Source organism: Anaerolineae bacterium, assembly GCA_014360855.1.
GTDB lineage: Bacteria > Chloroflexota > Anaerolineae > JACIWP01 > JACIWP01 > JACIWP01.
The window spans coordinates 1-19,150 of record JACIWP010000018.1 but is presented as its reverse complement, the minus strand read 5'-3'; the positions used below and the strand labels follow the sequence as shown (position 1 = coordinate 19,150).

Genomic DNA, 19,150 nt, shown 5'->3' with positions numbered 1-19,150 from the left:
CGTGGTCTACGGCCCAGATTGGAAGTCGCCCAAGTCCGCCTTCGGCCAGGCTTCCGTGGGAGTGCCGTTCTGCCGCGTGGCGGCGACGGTGGAGCCGGCCATCAAGTTCGAGGTCTGGATGCCGCCGGCGGACAAATGGAACGGCAAGTTCTTCGGTGTGGGGAACGGCGCTCTGGCGGGCGGCATCAACTATCCCGCCATGGTCGCTCCCCTGATGCGGGGCTATGCGGTGGCCAGCACGGACGGTGGGCATGAAAGCCCTGCCCCGGTGGTGGGAGACTGGATGAACGGCCGGCCCGACCTGTGGGATGACTTTGGCTACCGCGCCATCCACGAGATGACCAAGAAGTCCAAGCTCATCGTGGAAGCCTATTACGGCAAGGCGCCGGCGCACTCGTACTTCCAGGGGTGCTCGGGCGGCGGCCAGCAGGCGTTGGCGGAAGCACAGCGCTATCCGGCCGACTATGACGGCATCATCGCCGGCGCGCCGGCGAACTTCCCCACCCGCATGTGGCCGGGTGAGGTATGGCCGGCCTTTGTGACGCATCGGAGCAAGGCCTATGAAATCCCGCTGGAGAAACTGCCGCTCATCCATGAAGCCGCGGTCAAGGCCTGCGACGCACTGGACGGCGAGCAGGACGGCCTGATCGAGGACCCGCGCAAATGCAACTTTGACCCGGCGGTCCTCCAGTGCAAGGGCGCCGATGCGGCGGACTGCCTGACGGCCCAGCAGGTGGATTCGGTGAAGAAGGTGTACGACGGCCTGCGGGATCCCACCACCGGCGAGCTGTTCTGGCCGGGGTACGAGCCTGGCAGTGAATTGGACTGGCCTGGCCATATCGGCGAGCCTTTCGTCATCCCGCTCTCCTACTTCAAGTACATGGTCTTTAACAACCCGGATTGGGATTGGAAGACCTTTGACTTCACCGATCCGAAGGACTTCGCCATCCTGTACGAGGCCGATGCCCGCTACGGCCCCATCCTGAACGCCACTGATCCGGATCTGACCGCCTTCCGCCTGCTAGGGGGCAAACTGATCCTGTGGCACGGTTGGGCCGACCAGAACATCGCGCCGCGCAACACCATCAACTACTACAACAGCGTGGTCGAGGATGTGGGGAGCGAGACGGAGGCTCAGGAATTCGTGCGCCTGTTCATGATCCCGGGTGTGGGGCACTGCCGCGGCGGCGAAGGGCCGGACACATTCGATATGGTCAGCGCGCTGGAGCAGTGGGTGGAGAAAGGCGTGGCGCCGGATATGGTCATTGCCACCAAGATCAAGGACGGCAAGCCGGCGTTCTCGCGGCCGCTCTGCCCGTATCCCCAAACCATCGAATATAAGGGCAGTGGCAGTATGGACGATGCGGCCAATTTCGTCTGCGGCAAGCCGAAATAAGGGCGCGTAAAGCGCCGTATCCCAGCATCGGTGGAGCAGGGCGGTGAGGAATGACCAGCACATATACAGTACGAGCCATTGAGCGGGCGATGCGCATCCTGATGACCTTTGACAACGATCACACGGACCGCGGGGTGACCGAGATCGCCCAGATGACCGGCATCCACAAGGCCACCGTGCACCGCATCCTGATGACCCTTATGGCCGGCGGGTTCCTGGAGCGTTCGCCGGACGGAGAGCGGTTCCGGCTCGGCCGGCGCATCATCGAACTGGGCCTGGGCGCCCTGGGGCGGCTGGGCCTGCGCCGCATCGCCCTGCCCTACATGCGCCAGCTCGTGGAGCGTTTTCAGGAGACCTGTGACCTGGGGTTGTTCGACCGGGGGCGGGTGCTCTACGTCGAGGTCATCCACAGCGGCCGCTCGCTGTCGGTGGCGCCGCTGGTGGGCCGGCGCCTGCCGGCCTACTGCTCCGCCAGCGGCAAGGCCATGCTGGCATTCCAACCGCCCGATGTGATCGAAGAGGTTCTGCTCGAACCGATGCGGCAGTTCACCGAAACCACCATCACCTCGCCGGCCCGGCTCCGCGAAGAGCTGGAGCGCATCCGCGAGCGAGGCTACGCAATCGACAATGGAGAACTGGAGGCGGCAATCCGGGCCGTTGCCGCCCCTATCCTGAACGTGGACGGTTATGCGGATGCGGCCGTGGGCCTGGTGGGGCCGGCTTCCCGCTTGACCATAGAGACCCTGACCGAAATGGCGCCGGCGGTAACCGAAACGGCGCAGGCGATCGCCGGGCAAATGCCCGTCCGATTCACGGTATAAAACCATCTCAGGAGGTGTACAGTGGACAAACTGCCGTTTGTCAAAGCCGAGGATGTCCCGGGAGAATACCGCACCCCGCCGCGAGTCTCCAAGCTCCTGCTGGGGCCCAAGACCATCGGGACACGCAACGTCTCCATGGGCATGAACATCACCGAAGTGGGCAGTATGATCCCGGATCATGTGCACGAGGATTCGGAAGAGGTGATGTTCATCATCAGCGGAAGGGCTAAGCTGGTGGTTGAGGGCGAAGGGGAATGGGAGGTAGGCCCCGATACCGCCATCTTCGCGCCATTAGGCAAGCGCCACCGTCTGGAGAACATCGGCGATGAACCGCTGAAGCTGGTGTGGGCCTACGCACCGCCTCTGCCCCAGCATTTCGAGTAATCCATGTGCCGGCGTAATGCCCCACATTGGAGATACCAATCAACTATCGGGAGGTATTACTACCATGTTCGAGGAAACACGCAAGTACCTGAAGTCACTGGGACTGCCGGAGGGGGATCTGAACGATTTGCCCACCTCTACCCAGACGTTCCCGGATGGGGCGCACTTTCGCATCGAGGTGCCCACGGTCAACTCGGCCGCGGCGGTGGCCGCTCTGCTCGAGACCAGCGACAAGTTGGGCATCACCATCAACCGCGTCACAGAGACCTATGGAATGTTCCGCCACACCTTTCAGGAGCTGAAGGAATACTGCAAGCTGTGTCATGACTACGGGGCGGAACTGCTTCTCTCCGTCGGCCCGCGCGCGACCTATGACACTGGTGCGACGGTTCTGTCTCCTCAGGGTGTGCGCATTAGCTATCGTCTGCGCGGCATGGAGCAGGTCTTGCGGGCGGTTGACGATATCAAGCGCGGCTATGAGGCCGGCTGTCGCGGCTTCCTGATTTACGACGAAGGACTCCTGTGGCTCGTCGCCCAGATGCGCAAAGACGGCTTCCTGCCCAAGGATATCATCTTCAAGACCTCGGCCCATCTGGGACACTGTAACCCGGTGTCCTTCCGCGTGCTGGAGAGCCTGGGCGCCGACAGCATCAACCCGGTGCGCGACCTTCAGCTCCCCATGATCGCCGCCCTGCGCGCCGCGGTGAAGGTGCCGATTGATGTGCATACGGACAACCCGCCGGCCTCCGGTGGCTTCATCCGCGTCTACGAAGCGCCGGAGATCGTCCGCGTGGCCGCCCCCGTGCACCTCAAGACCGGCAACTCCGTCGTCAGCGCCCACGGCCAAATCACCTCTGCCGAAGACGGCAAACGCATGGCCGCCCAGGCCGCCATCGTGGTCGAAATGCTGGGTAGATACTATCCGCAGGCCAAGCAAACCCAGCGTGGCGCCGCCGACTTGCACATCCCGCAAGCCTAATGGAGGGTTCCCGTTAGCGGTGCGCACCACTCTCTCGGGGATAGCAGAGGGCGGGTGGGTGGATTATCCCCGGATAGAGGAGCGGTGAGGGAGAAACTCGCCGGCGGAGCGCGTCCGGCCGCCGGCGTGATCTCAGGAGGTCCCTATGGGCAAATGGAAACTGCCGCCTTCAGGCGGCCACATGGACAAGCCAACCGGCATTTACTTCCAGACCATGACCAAGCGGGAGATCGAGGAACGCCTGAAGGTCAATGACATCATCATCATCCCGGTGGGAAGCACCGAGATGCATGGTGATGCCCAGCCCTTCGGCGAGGACACCTTCCTCGTCAGCCGCATGGCCGAGATGGTGGCGCAGGCCACTGGCTGTACCGTAGCGGAGCCTATCTGGTACGGTTCCCATCCATATAATCACCTGGGCATGCCGGGAACCGTCGTCATCCCGGAAGACACGTTCATCGCCTATCTGCGGGCCGTCATCGCCGGCTTCTGGAACGCCGGCTTTCGCAAGCAAATCCTGCTCAACGGCCACGGACAGGAGGAGGTCATCCCGCTGGCCTTGCATCAGTTCGCCAAAAAGTACCAGGTGCCCTGCATGCTGGTTTCCTTGCACTGGCCCACGGTGATTCACGATTACCTCAAGGACAAAGCGCATGGCGGGCCGTTCGAAACGCCGTTCCGCCACGCCGATGAGGCGGAATGCTCATATTCCCTGGCGCTGTTCCCGGAAATGGTGAAGCTGGAGTACGCCAAGGACACGAAGCCAGAGGGGTTCATGCCCCCCGACCACGTGGACAAGGGCGGGGATGTCTATCATGCCCCCATCAAGGGCCATGAGCAGGTCGGCTTCGGTGGCATCGAGGTGATCATGACGCCGGAGGGGGTGGTCGGCCGGCCCTCTCTGGCCGATGCCTCCAAGGCGGAGGCCGGCCTGAACGCCCTCTTCGACTATATGGTGCGGCTCATCCATGATATCCTCGAACGCTTCCCGCCCGGTCAGCTCCCGCCCATCGACAAAGTCACCATGCGCGATCGGGAAGAGGTCGAGGCAGTGCTGAAGGGACCGTTCCGCGGCGGCAAACACCTCTATACCATCTGCTATCCGCCCTGATGCAGTGGAACAGATCTTGAACCACACTGCCTGGCCGCCGGGGGTTGGGACACGCATGGATGCTTCGCGACAGCACAGTGTCCCGACCCCCTGCTCGGGGAATATGCCGGCAGCCGGCCGGCCCCGAGGCGGACAACCCTGCGCATGAACCGCCCGACATAGACCAGCAACGAGAAAGGGAGGAATCATACATGGACAAAATCCTGCGAGTGGATATGAGCCGGCTGGAAGTCCGTACAGAGCCGCTCCCGCCCGAATATGAGCGTTTCGGCGGGCGCGCGCTCATCGCCCGCATCCTGCTGAACGAAGTCCCGCCGGCATGTGAGCCGCTGGGCCCGCATAATAAGCTTATCTTCGCTCCGGGCCTGCTGGGAGGAACCAACGTTTCCAGCGCCAACCGCCTCTCCGTGGGCGGGAAAAGCCCGCTGACCGGCGGCGTGAAAGAGGCCAACGCCGGCGGCAACGGCGCGCGCGATATCGCCCGGCTAGGTTACAAAGCAGTGATCGTGGAGGGCAAGCCAGCGGAGGACAAGCTCTACATTTTATACTTGGCGCACGGCCGCGCCGAGCTGGTCCCCGCTGACGACTGGCGTGGGCTGGGTACCTATGCCACCTCGGCACGGGCGAAGGAGCGCTGGGGGGAGCAGTGTTCGGTCATTTGCATTGGGCCGGCCGGCGAGATGCTGATGCGCGGCGCCGGCGTCGTCGTCACCGGTCATGAGGAGCAGGTCAGCCGGCTGGCGGCCCGCGGGGGATTGGGCGCGCTGATGGGCAGTAAAGGCCTGAAAGCGGTGGTGCTGGACAGCGGTAATGCGCCGGCGCTCCCCTTGGCCGACCCGGAGCTGTTCCGCAAAGCCTCAACCGCCTTCGCCAAGGCCCTGTTGGATAACCCCCGCACCGGCCGCACCGGCTCCATGCACATGTACGGCACCTCCGGCATCCTGAAGATCGTCAATGAGATCGGCACCCTTCCGACCCGCAATTTCCGCGAGGGAAGCTTCGAGAAGGCGGCGGAAATCAGCGGCGAAAAACTGCGCGAGACCGTGCTCCAGCGCGGTGGGAAAGTCGGCACCCCCTGCATGCCCGGCTGTGTCATCGCCTGCTGTAATGAGTTCGTGGGCGAGGATGGGCAGACCATCGTGGCAACCCTGCAGTACGAGACGCTGGGGCTGGTGGGTTCCAACCTGGGCCTCGGTTCCCTGGATGAGGTGGCGCGGCTCAACCGCGTCTGCAATGACCTGGGCCTGGATTCCATCGAGACGGGCGCGGCGTTGGGGGTGGCGGCGGAAGCCGGCCTGGCGCGCTTCGGCGACGTGGAGAGCTTCCTGGCGCTACTGCGGGAGGTGGCCGCCGGCAGTCCGCTGGGCCGCGTCATCGGGAACGGCGCGGTGACGGCCGGCAGGGTCTTCGGGGTCGTGCGCGTGCCGGCGGTCAAGGGACAGGCCATGCCGGCCTATGATCCCCGTTCCCTCAAGGGCAACGGCGTCACCTATGCCACCTCGCCGCAGGGCGCCGACCACACTGCCGGCAATGCCTTCGGCGCCCGCAATGAGGTGGACCCGCTGGCTGTGGAAGGGCAGTGTGCCGTGTCGCTGAAGCTCCAGCTCGGCGCCGCTATGCTGGACAGCACCGGCCTGTGCCTCTTTGCCCGGCCGCCGGTCTATTCCGATCCGCAGATGATGGTGGACATGATCAACGGGCGCTACGGCTGGGGTTGGACGGTGCAGGATCTGGAGGAGTTCAATAAGTCGGTCCTGCGGATGGAGCTGGAGTTCAACCGCTTGGCCGGCTTCACAAAGGCCGATGACCGTCTGCCCGAATACATGCTGGAAGAGCCGCTTCCGCCGCACAACAGCGTGTTTGATGTGCCGGCTTCCGAGATGGACGCCATCTTCTCCGGGCTGTGACGGCAAGTTAAGATACGTGAGCGAAGGGAGCGAAGCTACGCATGGCTGAAGAGGTGGCACGGGTTCCTGTAGAACAGTTGCTGGAGGCCTGCCGGCGCATCCTGGAGAGCGTCGGTGTGCCCCCCGAGCAAGCGCGGATAACGGCCGAGGTTGTGGTAGAGGGCGATCTGCGCGGGGTGGAATCGCACGGCATCCTGCGTTTGCCGGCCTATGTGCACCGCGTGCAAAAGGGCCTTATGAAGCCCGTCACCGAGGTCAAGACAGTGGTGGAGCGGCCGGCAACCGTGCTGCTGGATGCCGGCGGCGGATTTGGACAGGTGGCCGGCGTCTACGCCATGGAGCGGGCCGTTGAGAAAGCCCGCCAGAACGGCGCCGGCGTTGCGGCCGTCCGCAACGCCAACCATTTCGGCGTGGCGGCGTATTATGCCATGCGCGCTCTGCCCCACCGCATGATCGGCATGGTGGCGAGCAATGCCGCGCCCAGCATGGCGGCCTGGGGCGGCGCGGCGCCGGTGCTGGGCACCAATCCCATCTGCGTCGCTATCCCCACCGGCCTGGATGTGGACATTGTCCTGGACATGGCCTCCTCCCAGGTGGCGCGCGGCAAGATTCGGCTGGCGGCGGTGAAAGGGGAGACTATTCCCGCTGGCTGGGCGCTGGATGCCGAAGGCCGGCCCACCCAGGACCCCCAGGAGGCGCTGAAGGGCACGCTGATGCCGATGGGAGGGCCGAAGGGCTACGGCCTGGCGCTGGTGGTGGATGTGCTGGCCGGCGTGATGACCGGCGCCGACTTCAGTGTGCACATGGCTTCCGTCCATGATCTGGAGCATCCCACCTCCGTCGGGTTCGTCATGCAGGCGGTGGATATCTCCGCCTTTATCCCGTGGGAGGAGTTCACTGCCCGCATGCGGGAGCTGGTGGATATTGTCCGGGGTTCGCCGCGCGCCCCCGGGGTGGAGCGCATCTATCTGCCTGGGGAGATTGAATGGTTGAAGGCGCAGGAGCGCCGGCAGGCCGGCGTGCCGGTGGCGCGCTCCGTCCTGCGGGAGCTGGAGGCGCTGGCGCGAGAGCTGGGGGTCAGGCTGGAACTGCCGGCGGCCTGACCGCCGGCGCACGCGCGTGAATATTTGTGAATATCAGAACAATCTGGGTCGGGAATTTGCCTCCCTAGGCTGACCGGGGGTATAATGCTATTGTGCCGGCTCTGTCATGCGGCCGGCACGAGCAGTAGATTCCTCCTCGCGGCAGGCGAGGATATGGGAGAACAGCGATGGTCACGGCAAGTCAGAAGGACTTAATAACACAGGCGCAGAAGCCGGCGGAAGAAGCCATGCGCCTGCATCCGTTCTACGGCGGAAAGATTCAGACCGCTCCCAAATGCCCCGTGCGGGACTACCACGACTTTTCCATTTGGTACACCCCGGGCGTGGCGGCGCCCTGCAAGGCCATCCAGGCCAACCCCGAACTGCTGTATGAGATGACCAGCGTCGGCAACACCATCGCGGTGGTCTCGGACGGCACGCGGGTGCTGGGGCTGGGGGATATCGGGCCGGCGGCCGCCATGCCGGTGATGGAAGGCAAGGCTCTGCTCTTCAAGTACCTGGGCGGCGTGGACGCGGTGCCCCTCTGTCTGAACACCAAGGACCCGGATCAACTCATCGAGGCGGTCAAACTGCTGGAGCCCTCGTTCGCCGGCATCAACCTGGAGGATATCGAACAACCCAAGTGCTTCTACGTCCTGGACCGCCTGCGGGCGGAGATGTCCATCCCGGTCTGGCACGACGATCAGCAGGGGACGGCCACCATCATCCTGGCCGGCCTGATCAACGCCGCGGAAGTGGTCGGCAAAAAGCTTTCGGAGATGCACATCGTCGTCTTCGGGAGCGGAGCCGCTAATGTCGCCACGGTTCGGCTCCTGCTGGCCTACGGCGTCAACCCGGCCCAGCTCATCGTGGTGGATTCCAAGGGCATTTTGCATGCGGAGCGCGAGGATATCGCGGCACAGCGCGACGTCTATAGCGACAAATGGCGGCTGTGCCAGATCACGAATTCGGAGGGCAGGAAGGGCGGGCCGGCGGAAGCCTTCCGCGGCGCCGACGCCGTCATCGCGCTGTCCAAACCAGGTCCCGGCACCATCAAGCCGGAGTGGGTTGCCTCCATGGCGCCGAAAGCGATCGTTTTCGCCTGTGCCAACCCCACGCCGGAGATCTGGCCGTGGGAGGCGAAGGACGCCGGCGCCGCCGTGGTCGCCACCGGCCGCTCCGATTTCCCCAATCAGGTCAACAACTCGTTGGTGTTCCCCGGCATCTTCCGCGGGGCGCTGGATGTGCGCGCCAAGACCATCACCGACGAGATGTGCCTGGCGGCCGCGAATGAGCTGGCCCGCATGGCGCGCCGGCAGGGGCTGGATGCCGAGCATATCGTCCCCTCCATGGACGACGTGGATGTGTTCATCGCTGAAGCGGTGGCGGTGGGCATGAAGGCACAGGAGCAGGGCGTGGCGCGGAAAGAGGTCTCGCGGGAAGCCCTCTGGGAACATGCCCGCAAGCTGATCTATCACGCTCACGAGCTGACGAAGATGATGATGGAAGAGGGGCTGATCCCCGCCGTCCCAGCGTAACACTACCAGGTGACAGTCACCTGAGAGGTGACTGTCACCTACACGGTATCTCAGCAGATGCGCGGCAGGGGGTCGCCGGCCAGCATGTCCAGCACCCGCCGCGCGCCGTAAGCGGTGCGCAGTACCACACGGCCGGGATGTTCCTCCGTCACCCGGCCGATGATCACCGCTTCTCTCCCCAACGGGTGGGAACGGAGGATCGCCAGGGCGCGCTCGGCGGACGCCGGCGCCACCGCTATCAGCACCTTCCCCTCATTAGCGATGTACAAGGGGTCCAGTCCCAGTATCTCGCAGGCGGCGCGGGCCGCCGGCCGCACCGGCACCGCTTCCTCATCTATCTCAATGCCCACACCGACGCCGGCCCACTCGTTCAGCGTGGTCGCCAGCCCGCCGCGCGTCGGATCGCGCATACAGCGCACTTCCCCCGGCAGTTCCGCCAGCAGGGCCGCGATCAGCCCGTTCAGCGGCGCACAGTCGCTGGTCAGCCCGGACTGAAAGGTCAATCCCTCGCGCTGGAGCATGATAGCCAGCCCGTGGTCGCCGACCGGGCCATTGATGAGCAGGATGTCGCCGGCGCGCAGGCGGCGCGGCGACAGCGGTTCGGGCGTCAGCAGCGCGCCGACGCCGGCGGTGTTGATGAAAAGCCCGTCGGCCGCCCCTCGCTCGACCACCTTGGTATCGCCGGCCGCGATCTGCACGCCGGCCTGCCGGGCGGTCTCCGCCATGGAGCGCACCACCCGCTCCAGCGTCTCCATCGGCAGGCCCTCTTCCAGGATGAAGCCGGCGGTCAGGTACAGCGGCCGGGCGCCGGCCACCGCTAGGTCATTGACCGTGCCGCAGACCGCCAGCTTGCCCACATCGCCGCCGGGGAAAAAGAGCGGCTTGACCACGTAGGAATCGGTGGTGATGGCCAGCCGGCCGGCGCGAAAGCTCCCGTCCTCGACCAGGCCGGCATCCCCCAGTTCCGCCAGCGCCTCGCCGTCGAAATAGCGCAGGAACACCTCGCGTATCAATGTATGGCTCATCTGGCCGCCGCTCCCGTGGGCCATCAGGATGACCTGGCTCATGCCGGCTCACCTCCATACAAGTAATAGGCGGAGCAGGCGCCCTCGGCGCTGACCATGCACGGCCCCACCGGGTGCTGGGGCGTGCACACGCGCCGGAACAGGGGGCAGTCATAGGGTTCCAGGACGCCGCGCAGTACCTCGCCGCAGCGACAGCCGGGGGGTTCGCCGGCCCTCTCCACCTGGACGGGAAAGCGTCGTTCGGCGTCGTAATCGGCGAAGGCCGGCCGGATCTTCAACCCGCTGGCGGGGATAATGCCGAAGCCGCGCCATTCGGCATCGGCCACCTGGAACACACGCTCCAGCATGGCGAGCGCGGTGGGATTGCCTTCCGGCTGGACGCCGCGGCCGTAGGCGTTGAAAACTCCCGGCCGGCCTTCCACGACGCTTTCCACCAGCGCGGCGATGCCCTGCAGGATATCCAGCGGCTCGAAGCCGGCCACCGCACAGGGTATGCCGTATTCCTCGGGCAGAAAGCGCCAGGCATTCGAACCGATGATGGCGCTGACATGCCCGGGGCCGAGGATGCCGTCCAGGGCCACCTCGCCGGCATCCAGCACGGCGCGGGTCGCCGGCGGCGTCAGCTTGTGCACGCTGAAGACGCTGAAATTGGGCACCCCACGGGCATGGGCCTGGTACATGGTCGCCGCCACCGCCGGCGCAGTGGTCTCAAACCCCACGCCGAGGAAGATGACGTGCGAGCGGGGGTTTTCCAGTGCGAGGCGCAGGGCGTCCATGGGGGAATAGACGACGCGCACGTCGCTTCCCCTGGCGCGGGCCTCCTGCAGGGTGCCGCGCCGGCCGGGCACGCGCATCATATCCCCGAAGGTGGTGATGATGACATTGGGCATGCCGGCCAGCGCAAGGGCGCGGTCCAGGTCGGCAGAGGAGGTCACGCAGACGGGACAGCCGGGGCCGGCGCGCATGATCACGTTCGGACCCATCGCCTGGCGCAGGCCGAAGCGGAAAATGGCATGGGTGTGGCTCCCGCAGAATTCCATCAGGCGCACCGGCCGGCGGGCCACTGCCTGGATATGCTCGATCAACCGGCCGGCGAGCTGGGGATCGCGGAATTCATCTACATAGCGCATCAGGCCTCCTCCTTGGAGCAGAGAAAATGCCCCAGCACCGCCTGGCCGAGCGCCACGCCGCCGTCGTTGCAGGGAACCTGGCGGTGGAGCAGGACGCGGAAGCCGGCCTGTTCCAACAGCGGCACGCTCAAGCGCAGTAACAGCCGGTTCTGGAAGCATCCGCCGCTGAGCGCGACCGTTCGCAGGCCGGTATACTCCGCGATGGACCGGCACACCTCGACGATCATATGGGCGATCGTGAGGTGAAAGCGCCAGGCGGCGGCCGGCACCGGCGTGCCGCGGCGCATATCCTGCAGGAGCGCATCGAACAGGGCTTCTAGCCGCACCATGGTGACGCCGTCCTGCTCCTCCAATGCGAAGGGATACGGGGGCACTGGCGCGGAGGCCGGCTCCGCCGCGTGTTCCATTTCGATGGCCGGTTGTGCCTCGTACGAGGCATGCCGGCAGATGCCCAGCAGGGCGCTCACGGCGTCGAACAGCCGGCCCATGGACGAGGTGAGCGGGGTGTTCAGCCGGCGGTCCACCTGCTGGAGAAGCAGGGAAAGATGCTCCGCCGGCGCCAGGTCTGCCGGCACTGCTTCCGGCCCGAGGAGCGTGTACAGGTAGCCGGCGGCGATGCGCCAGGGGTGATGGATGGCGGCGTCGCCCCCGGGCAGAGGCAGGTACATGAGATGGGCCAGGCGCCGCACGCCGGCATAGCCCCCGACGAACCACTCACCGCCCCAGATGCGGTCGTCCTCGCCGTATCCCGTCCCGTCCATGGCGACGCCGATGACCTCGCCGTCCTCCGGCCGCCAGCCGTTGTCCGCCAGGCAGGCGGCGATATGCGCCTTGTGATGCTGGACGGCGCCCAGGATGGGGATGCCGGTACGGCCGGCGTATTCCTGGGCGAAGCGGGTGGTTATGTAATCGGGATGCAGGTCATGGACGATGCCCTGCGGCTCCAGCCGGAACAGGTGGCGGTACAGCTCCAGGGTCTGGGTGAAATGTTCCAGGGTCTCCAGGTTCTCCATATCCCCGACGTGCTGGCTGAGGAAGGCATACTGGTCGCGCGTCAGGCAGAAGGTGTTTTTCAGCGCCGGCCCGACGGCCAGCAGGGACGCGACCGGGAAGGGCAGCGCGATGGGGAAGGGGGCGTAACCGCGCGCCCGACGCAGGGGTTGGGGCTGGGTCGCTGGCGCGCTCCCTTCCCAGCTCACCACCTGCCAGACCGAGTCGTCGTAACGAGAGTAGATATCGCGATTATGGAGGAGGAAGGCGTCCGCCAGATGGCCCAGCCGGCGCAGGGCTTCCTCGTTGTCACAGGCGATGGGTTCTTCGCTGAGGTTGCCGCTGGTCATCACCAGCGGCCGGCCCACGTCCCGCAGTAGGATGTGGTGCAGAGGGGTGTACGGAAGCATCACGCCCAGGGTGCGGTGGCCGGGCGCCACGCCCGGTGCCACATCCGAGCCTTCCAGCCGCTCCAGCAGGACGATGGGGCACTGCGGGGAGGTCATCAGCGCCTCTTCCGCCGGCGTCAGCCGGCAGTGCCGGCGCACCTCTTCCAGGTTTGCCATCATGACGGCGAAGGGTTTGGCCGGCCGGCGCTTGCGCTGACGTAAGAGCTCCACCGCCTCCGGGTTGGTGGCGTCGCAGGCCAGGTGGAACCCACCCAGCCCCTTGATGGCCAGGATGCGGCCGGCCAGCAGGAGCTCCTTGGCGGCGGCCAGGACGGCCTCGGTGTCCGCATGGTCGGGGCCGGCGGCGAGGGGCCGGCCGGCGGGGTCCGTCAGCCAGATATGCGGCCCGCAGACCGGGCAGGCGTTGGGCTGAGCGTGAAAGCGCCGGTTCGTCGGGTCATCATATTCCCGCTGGCAGTCCGGGCACATGGGGAAGACGCGCATGGTGGTGTTGGCCCGGTCGTACGGGATGTCGGCGATGATGGTGAAGCGGGGGCCGCAGTTGGTGCAGTTGATGAAGGGATAGCGGTAGCGGCGGTCGGCCGGGTCGAAAAGCTCCCGCAGGCAGTCCGGGCAGGTAGCTACATCCGGCGAGATGAGCAGGTACTGGCCGGCCACCTGTTCGGAGGCGCGAATGGTGAAATCCGCATAGCCCTGCACCGCGGTGGGCTGTACCTGGAGGGAGACGATGTAGGCCAGCGGGGGCCGCCGGCGCTGAAGCTCCTGCACGAAGCGGTCCAACTGCTCCGCCGGCCCTTCCACCACGATGTCCACCCCGCCGGAATGGTTGAGCACCCAGCCGGCCAGGCCCATCTCCCGCGCCAGGTTATACACGAAGGGGCGGAAGCCCACTCCCTGCACAATGCCGGCGACGCGAATGGCACGCGCTTCCCGCGGCGCGACGGCCAGGCTTATTTTCCCTTCACTGCCGCTCTCAGCCATTCCAGCCAGGCCTCCATCCCCTCACCTGTGCGCGCCGAGAGGGGGATGACCGGCGCGCGGGGGTTCAGCCCCTGCACCAGCCGGCGGAACTCCGCCAGGTCAAAGTCCATGTAGGGCATCAGGTCGGTCTTGGTGGCCAGCACCAGGTCCACGAACTCGAACATGCCAGGGTATTTGTACGGCTTGTCGTGGCCTTCCGGTACGCTCAGCAGGGCGACGTTGTAGTCCTGCCCCAGGTCGAAGCCGGCCGGGCAGATCAGGTTGCCCACGTTCTCGATGAACAGGAGCTGAATCTCGTCCAGCGGCAGGGCCTCCAGCGCCTGCTGGACCATGGTCGCGTCCAGGTGACAGCCGCCGCCGGTGTTGATCTGCACCACAGGCACGCCGGCCTGGGCGATTTTGTCGGCGTCCACCTGGGAGGCCACGTCCCCTTCGATGACGCCGATCCTGCAGGTCCCGCCCAGGGCGCGGATGGTGGCCAGGAGCAGGGTGGTCTTGCCGGCGCCCGGCGAGGACATGATGTTGACTGTTGTGATACCGTGCCCTTGCAGGCGCGCCCGGTTGTCCGCCGCCACACGGTCGTTGGCGCTCAATATCCGTTCCACTACCGGGATCTGCTTTCGCTCCATATATGGACCTCCCATGAGCCTCGCCGGCTCATTCGATCTCGATGCTTTCCACGTAAAATTCCTTGCCGGCCAGCACCTCGCCGCCGGTAGCGCCGCACTGCGGACAGGTCCAATCCCGCTCCTGGGGAGAGAACTCATGGCCGCATTCCCAACAGCGCAGTCGGGTCGCCACGCGGTGGAAGTGCAGTTTGGCCCCTTCGGCCAGGGTGCCCGGCGTCAGTATATCGAAATAGAACTGGATGGAATCATCCACAAAGCCGGCCAGGTCACCGATGACCAGATGGATATCGGTGATGCGGCTGGCGCCAGCCTTTTGCGCGTGCTCGATGGCTATGCGCAGGATGCCTTCCGTCACCGGCAGTTCATGCATGGTCAGCCCTGTCTTCTCCTGCCAGCTCCAGAATCCGGGCGACGGCCGCCGGCACCAGCGCCTGGGTGGCCGGCGAAAGCCCCTCGCCGAAATCAAAGTCGTGCCCGCGCAGGGAGAGCAGGACGCCCTGCGGTGCGCGGCCGTGCATCTGCTCCGCCAGGGCCAGCAGGGCGCAGGGGTGCAGGATGTGCGAGACCGTGGCCGGCTTAAAGCAGGCCTCCAGCGGCTCCTCCAGGATGGGCTGGGGCAGTGCTTCCACATGCGCGTCGACGAAGATGACCCGCTCATATGGGGAGAGCAGTTCCGCCAGCTCCGGGAGGAGCTGATGCAGGGCGATGCTGTCAATGTGCTCTGTGCTGTCGCGCAGGGCGTCTATGCCGTCCTCGCCGGCCGGCAGTTCGGGCTGGCCCAACTGCCGGCGCAGGGCGTTGACCACCGCCAGGCCGACGCCGTCATCGCGGCGGTACACGTTCCCGAATCCAATGACCAGCGCTCGTCGTGGGTTCATGCCGGCGCAGTGCTCCCTATCAGATTGTCCGGTTTATACAATGGAACGCATGATCGCGCAATTCGCCTGCCATCCCATGCTCTCAGTGACAGTTACTTCCCGAGGGGCTGTCATCCGCGTCGGGAAGGCTGACCAGCAACAGGGGCGAGCCGCCGGCTCGCCCCTGGCACAACGTAAGATGGAAATGGAAGGCGGTGCGTTACGGTCAATCGCGCCGCAGGACATCCAGCAGTCGGCCGTCCGCGTCGTACAGCTCGACCACCATGGGCATCTGCCCCACGGCGTGGGTGGAGCAGGAGAGGCAGGGGTCGTGGGCGCGGATGGCCGCCTCCACGCGGTTCAGCATACCCTCGGTCAGGTTCTTGCCGTCAATGTAGCGCTTGGCGACCATATCCACCGACTTGCTCATGGCCCAGTTGTTGTGGCCGGTGGCGACGATGAGGTTCACGCGGGTGAGCTGTCCCATCTCGTTGGTCCAGTAGTGGTGGAAGAGGGTGCCGCGCGGCGCTTCCACGCACCCGACGCCCTCCCCGACGATGCCGGCGGATTCCGCCACGATGTCGGTGCTCAGGATATCGGGGTCTTCCAGCAGTTCGCGGGTGCGCTCCAGGGCATAGACCGCCTCGATGAGGCGGGCATAGTGGAACCAGAGCGTGCCCTCCACCGGCCGGCCGCCGTTCAGCTGCTTCCAGATCTTCATCTCCTCCTGGGCCAGCGGCGTGCTGATGTGGCTGGCGACGTTCAGCCGGCCCAGCGGTCCCACGCGGTAGGTCCCTTCCGGCCAGCCCAGCTTCTTGTAGAAGGGGAACTTGAGATAGGACCAGCGCTCCACGTGCTCAGCGATGTAATCCAGGTAATGGCGCGGGTCGAACTGCTCCAGGAGCTGCCCCTGGGCGTCCACGATGCGTACCTGGCCGTCGTACAGCTCCAGCGCGCCATCCGGCTGGACCAATCCCATATAGTTGGACGGGAAGACGGCGAACTCGTTCATCAGCGCCTGATTCTTGTCCGCCCAGTCCAGGAAGAGGGCGATGCCGGCTTTGGTGGTGGCCAAATGCTCGTCAATCTGGCTCAGGATCCAGTCGCGGTCCTCTGGCTTCAGGGCGCTGTTCACGCCGCCGGTGATGGCCCAGCGGGGGTGGATGCGCCGGCCGGAGAGCCGGCGGATGATCTCCTGGCCGTAGGCGCGCATCTTGACGGCCTTGACGGCCAGGTCGGGGTTGGCCTGGATCACGCCCACCACGTTGCGGATGGCCGGGTCGGCGTCGAAGCCCAGGATGAGGTCCGGGCCGGCCAGCTCGAAGAAGTGCATGCCGTGCGACTGGATCATCTGCCCCATGTGCAGGAGCTCGCGCAGTTTATGGGCGGTGGGCGTGGGTTTCACGCCGGCGACCCCGTCGCAGGCTTTGGCGGCCGCCAGGTGATGGCTCACCGGGCAAATGCCGCAGATGCGGGGCGTGATCTCCGGCATTTCGAAGAACATGCGCCCCTCGCTGAATTTCTCAAAACCGCGGAATTGATCCACATGGAAAAAGGACTGCTCGACCTGTCCCTGGTCGTTCAGGTGAATGGTGATGCGAGCATGTCCCTCGATGCGGGTCACAGGTGAAATGGTGATGGTCTGTCCCATAGATGGGCCTCCTTCCACACGTCGTTGGCTGAGCGGCGTCATTCGTACTTGAGCACTTCGCCGCTCAGGACCGGCTTGCGGCCGGCAAGCAGTTCCGTGATCACGTACCAGATGGCATCGGCCGAGGGCGGGCATCCCGGCAGGTACACGTCCACCGGCACCACCTCATCCACGGCCATGGCCCGGTCGGTGAGGATGCCGATGCCCTCATCGGGGATGATGCCCTCCGGGTTATGGGTGCTCTCGGTCTCGATATATCCCCGGCGCAGGACCTCTTCCTTGGGGAAGAAATTGCGCATGGTGCAGATGCCGCCGAAGACGGCGCAGTCCCCCAGGGCGATGAGGATTTTGCAGTGCTCGCGCATTTCCTTCGCCGCCTCGACCTGGTGCGTGTTGCTCACCGCGCCGGTCAGGATGCCCACATCTACCCCATCCTTGGGCGGATGCTTCAGGTCGGTGATGGGCGATGAGGTGATTTCGGCATGCTCCAGCAGGGTCAGGATGCGCTCATCAATGTCCAGGATGCTCATATGACAGCCAGCGCAGGCATCTAACCATTCAGTGGCCAGTCGGATTTTGCCCATGTTCGTAACTCCTCGCTCGCGAATTTGCGTTTCATGTGCCGGCTTGATGCGTTGGGTGTTCCGCCGGCCCTGGCCTACAGCAGGCCGGCCAGGGTCTGGAGCACCTCGACTTCACTGCGCACGCCGGCCGGCATCTGCACTGCCGCCTGAACCACCAGCTCCTTGCCCTCCAGATTGGTGACATGGCCGTTTTGTTCCGCCCAGATGGGCGCCGGCAGGACCACATCGGCCCGCTCGGTCAGGGCGGACTGCCGGCTGGCCTGCACCACCGTGAAGCCGCCGTTGAGGAAGCCGGCTAGCTCCTCGGTGCGCACCTCGGGCGCGTCGCCGGCCAGCAGGAAGACCACCGCAGCACCGCCGGCGGAGACCGGCGTCAGGCCGGCCTGCAGGGCGCCCCGTCCGTTGGGCCCAGGCTCCAGGCCCAGGAAGAGCGCCTTGTCCGCCAGGGTCCCCAGGGCCTTGCGCACCTTGTCCGAGGTGCCGACGCCGTAAATGACCACGGGCTTTTCGGCGCCGGCGGCCAGCGCCGCGGCCTTATCCGCCTCATCCTCGGCGAACACGGAGTGCGCGTAGGCGGCCATGCCGTTGGGGGAATCCCCGATGAGCACCAGGCGGGCGCCTTTGTCAAAGGCGCGCTTGGCGAAATAGCCGACCACGCGGTTCTGCTCCAGCGGATCCGCGCCGGCCACCACAATCAGGTCGGCGGAGGCTACATCGGAGACCAGGGCCGGCCGAGCACCGGGGATGGCCGGCAGGGCAGGTTCGGCACGGCCGGCCCTGCCGCCGGCTTTGGCGAAGAGGCCGGCGAAGGCCCGCAGTGCCTCGTTAGTGGTGCAGGAAGCGGCCACGCCCAGGGCGCCGCCGGCCTTCAGCTTGCCGGCGATGAGCTGGAGCGCTTCGTCCCAACTGGCCGGCTGGAGCGCGCCATCCCGCCGCACCATGGGAGAGGTAATGCGCGCCCGCGTGTCATAGAGCGGCCGGAAGCGGCCGTCCACGCACAGCAGGCCGCCGCTGGGACCCTGATGCCAGGCGCCCTCAACGCGGATCACCATGTTGTCATGAGTCACCGCTTCCATGGCACAGCCGACACTGCACTGCATGCAGGTCGTGGCGACCTTCTGCACGTCCCCTTTGTGGCGGTAGCGGTAGGCGGATTTGCGGTCGATGAGTGCGCCGGTGGGGCAGACCTGCAGGCAGGTGCCGCACTCGACACAGGTGGATTCGCCGAAGGGCACGTCGTGGTCGGCGATAATCATGGAGTTGGCGCCGCGGAACTTGAGGCCCAGGGTGTGGTTGGCGGCGATCTCCGAACAGGCGCGCACGCACCGCCGGCAGAGGATACAGCGGTTCGGCTCATAGACAAAGTAACTGCGGGTCGCATCCACTGGTTTGGGTTCATAGGTGCGGTTATAGGTCCAGTGGTCGAGCTGATAGCGGTAGGCCAAGTCCTGCAGTTCGCAGTCCCCGCTCATCTGGCAGTACATACAGTAGTGGTTGCGCTCGGAGAAGAGCAGTTCCAGCACGAACTTGCGCGTCTTGACCACCTTCTCCGACTCGGTCCAGACCTCCAGCCCCTCGGAGACGGGGAAGGTGCAGGCCGGCTGGAGGGTGCGCTGTTTGGCAACCTCCACCAGGCACATGCGGCACCCGCCCCAGGCAGAGAGGGCCGGGTGCT

Annotated in this window: 17 protein-coding genes; 8 read left to right on the top strand and 9 right to left on the bottom strand. The window is 65.6% G+C overall.

Annotated features, from left to right (window positions below; translation table 11 throughout):
* The 8 genes from H5T60_01985 to H5T60_01950 all read left to right on the top strand — a co-directional run.
* A partial coding sequence (locus tag H5T60_01985; GenBank protein ID MBC7241199.1) for a tannase/feruloyl esterase family alpha/beta hydrolase occupies window positions 1-1,396 on the top strand: 1,396 nt, incomplete at its 5' end.
* A 50-nt stretch (window positions 1,397-1,446) separates the two neighbouring features.
* Window positions 1,447-2,217 (top strand): IclR family transcriptional regulator, encoded by a 771-nt coding sequence (locus H5T60_01980; GenBank protein ID MBC7241198.1) that lies wholly within the window; start codon window positions 1,447-1,449, stop codon window positions 2,215-2,217.
* 21 nt (window positions 2,218-2,238) lie between these two features.
* Window positions 2,239-2,601, top strand: a complete 363-nt coding sequence (locus tag H5T60_01975) for a cupin domain-containing protein (GenBank protein MBC7241197.1) — start codon at window positions 2,239-2,241, stop codon at window positions 2,599-2,601.
* Between the two features lie 64 nt (window positions 2,602-2,665).
* Window positions 2,666-3,580, top strand: a complete 915-nt coding sequence (locus H5T60_01970; GenBank protein ID MBC7241196.1) for a peptidase — start codon at window positions 2,666-2,668, stop codon at window positions 3,578-3,580.
* Between the two features lie 145 nt (window positions 3,581-3,725).
* The gene (locus H5T60_01965) at window positions 3,726-4,691 is read left to right on the top strand and encodes a creatininase family protein (GenBank protein ID MBC7241195.1); all 966 of its coding nucleotides are present in this window, start codon (window positions 3,726-3,728) and stop codon (window positions 4,689-4,691) included.
* A gap of 191 nt (window positions 4,692-4,882) precedes the next feature.
* Complete coding sequence (locus H5T60_01960; protein ID MBC7241194.1) at window positions 4,883-6,598, top strand: aldehyde ferredoxin oxidoreductase; 1,716 nt, start codon at window positions 4,883-4,885, stop codon at window positions 6,596-6,598.
* A 41-nt stretch (window positions 6,599-6,639) separates the two neighbouring features.
* Window positions 6,640-7,701, top strand: a complete 1,062-nt coding sequence (locus H5T60_01955; protein ID MBC7241193.1) for an Ldh family oxidoreductase — start codon at window positions 6,640-6,642, stop codon at window positions 7,699-7,701.
* 167 nt (window positions 7,702-7,868) lie between these two features.
* Window positions 7,869-9,218: an NADP-dependent malic enzyme gene (locus H5T60_01950; GenBank protein MBC7241192.1), complete on the top strand. Its 1,350-nt coding sequence runs from the start codon at window positions 7,869-7,871 to the stop codon at window positions 9,216-9,218.
* A gap of 50 nt (window positions 9,219-9,268) precedes the next feature.
* Here the strand turns inward: H5T60_01950 and hypE are convergent, their stop codons facing one another.
* From hypE to H5T60_01905, 9 genes are all read right to left on the bottom strand, one after another.
* Window positions 9,269-10,285 carry a hydrogenase expression/formation protein HypE gene (gene hypE / locus H5T60_01945; GenBank protein ID MBC7241191.1) on the bottom strand — a complete coding sequence of 339 codons (1,017 nt, stop codon included), beginning with the start codon at window positions 10,283-10,285 and terminating at the stop codon, window positions 9,269-9,271.
* Entirely contained in the window at window positions 10,282-11,373 is a 1,092-nt protein-coding gene (hypD, locus tag H5T60_01940; protein ID MBC7241190.1) for a hydrogenase formation protein HypD, read from the bottom strand. Before hypD ends, hypE begins: the two co-directional genes overlap by 4 nt.
* Window positions 11,373-13,754: a carbamoyltransferase HypF gene (hypF, locus tag H5T60_01935; GenBank protein ID MBC7241189.1), complete on the bottom strand. Its 2,382-nt coding sequence runs from the start codon at window positions 13,752-13,754 to the stop codon at window positions 11,373-11,375. The genes hypD and hypF overlap by 1 nt, the downstream gene beginning before the upstream one ends.
* Window positions 13,724-14,383, bottom strand: a complete 660-nt coding sequence (hypB, locus tag H5T60_01930) for a hydrogenase nickel incorporation protein HypB (GenBank protein MBC7241188.1) — start codon at window positions 14,381-14,383, stop codon at window positions 13,724-13,726. The genes hypF and hypB overlap by 31 nt, the downstream gene beginning before the upstream one ends.
* Window positions 14,384-14,411: 28 nt before the next feature.
* A complete protein-coding gene (gene hypA, locus H5T60_01925; GenBank protein ID MBC7241187.1) occupies window positions 14,412-14,753 on the bottom strand; it encodes a hydrogenase maturation nickel metallochaperone HypA in 342 nt (113 codons plus the stop codon).
* Window positions 14,746-15,261 (bottom strand): hydrogenase maturation protease, encoded by a 516-nt coding sequence (locus H5T60_01920; protein ID MBC7241186.1) that lies wholly within the window; start codon window positions 15,259-15,261, stop codon window positions 14,746-14,748. The genes hypA and H5T60_01920 overlap by 8 nt, the downstream gene beginning before the upstream one ends.
* Before the next feature lie 205 nt (window positions 15,262-15,466).
* A complete protein-coding gene (locus H5T60_01915) occupies window positions 15,467-16,891 on the bottom strand; it encodes a Ni/Fe hydrogenase subunit alpha (protein ID MBC7241185.1) in 1,425 nt (474 codons plus the stop codon).
* A gap of 38 nt (window positions 16,892-16,929) precedes the next feature.
* Window positions 16,930-17,475, bottom strand: a complete 546-nt coding sequence (locus H5T60_01910) for an NADP oxidoreductase (GenBank protein MBC7241184.1) — start codon at window positions 17,473-17,475, stop codon at window positions 16,930-16,932.
* Between the two features lie 74 nt (window positions 17,476-17,549).
* Window positions 17,550-19,150: molybdopterin-dependent oxidoreductase (locus H5T60_01905; GenBank protein MBC7241183.1), on the bottom strand; the 1,601-nt coding region annotated here is incomplete at its 5' end.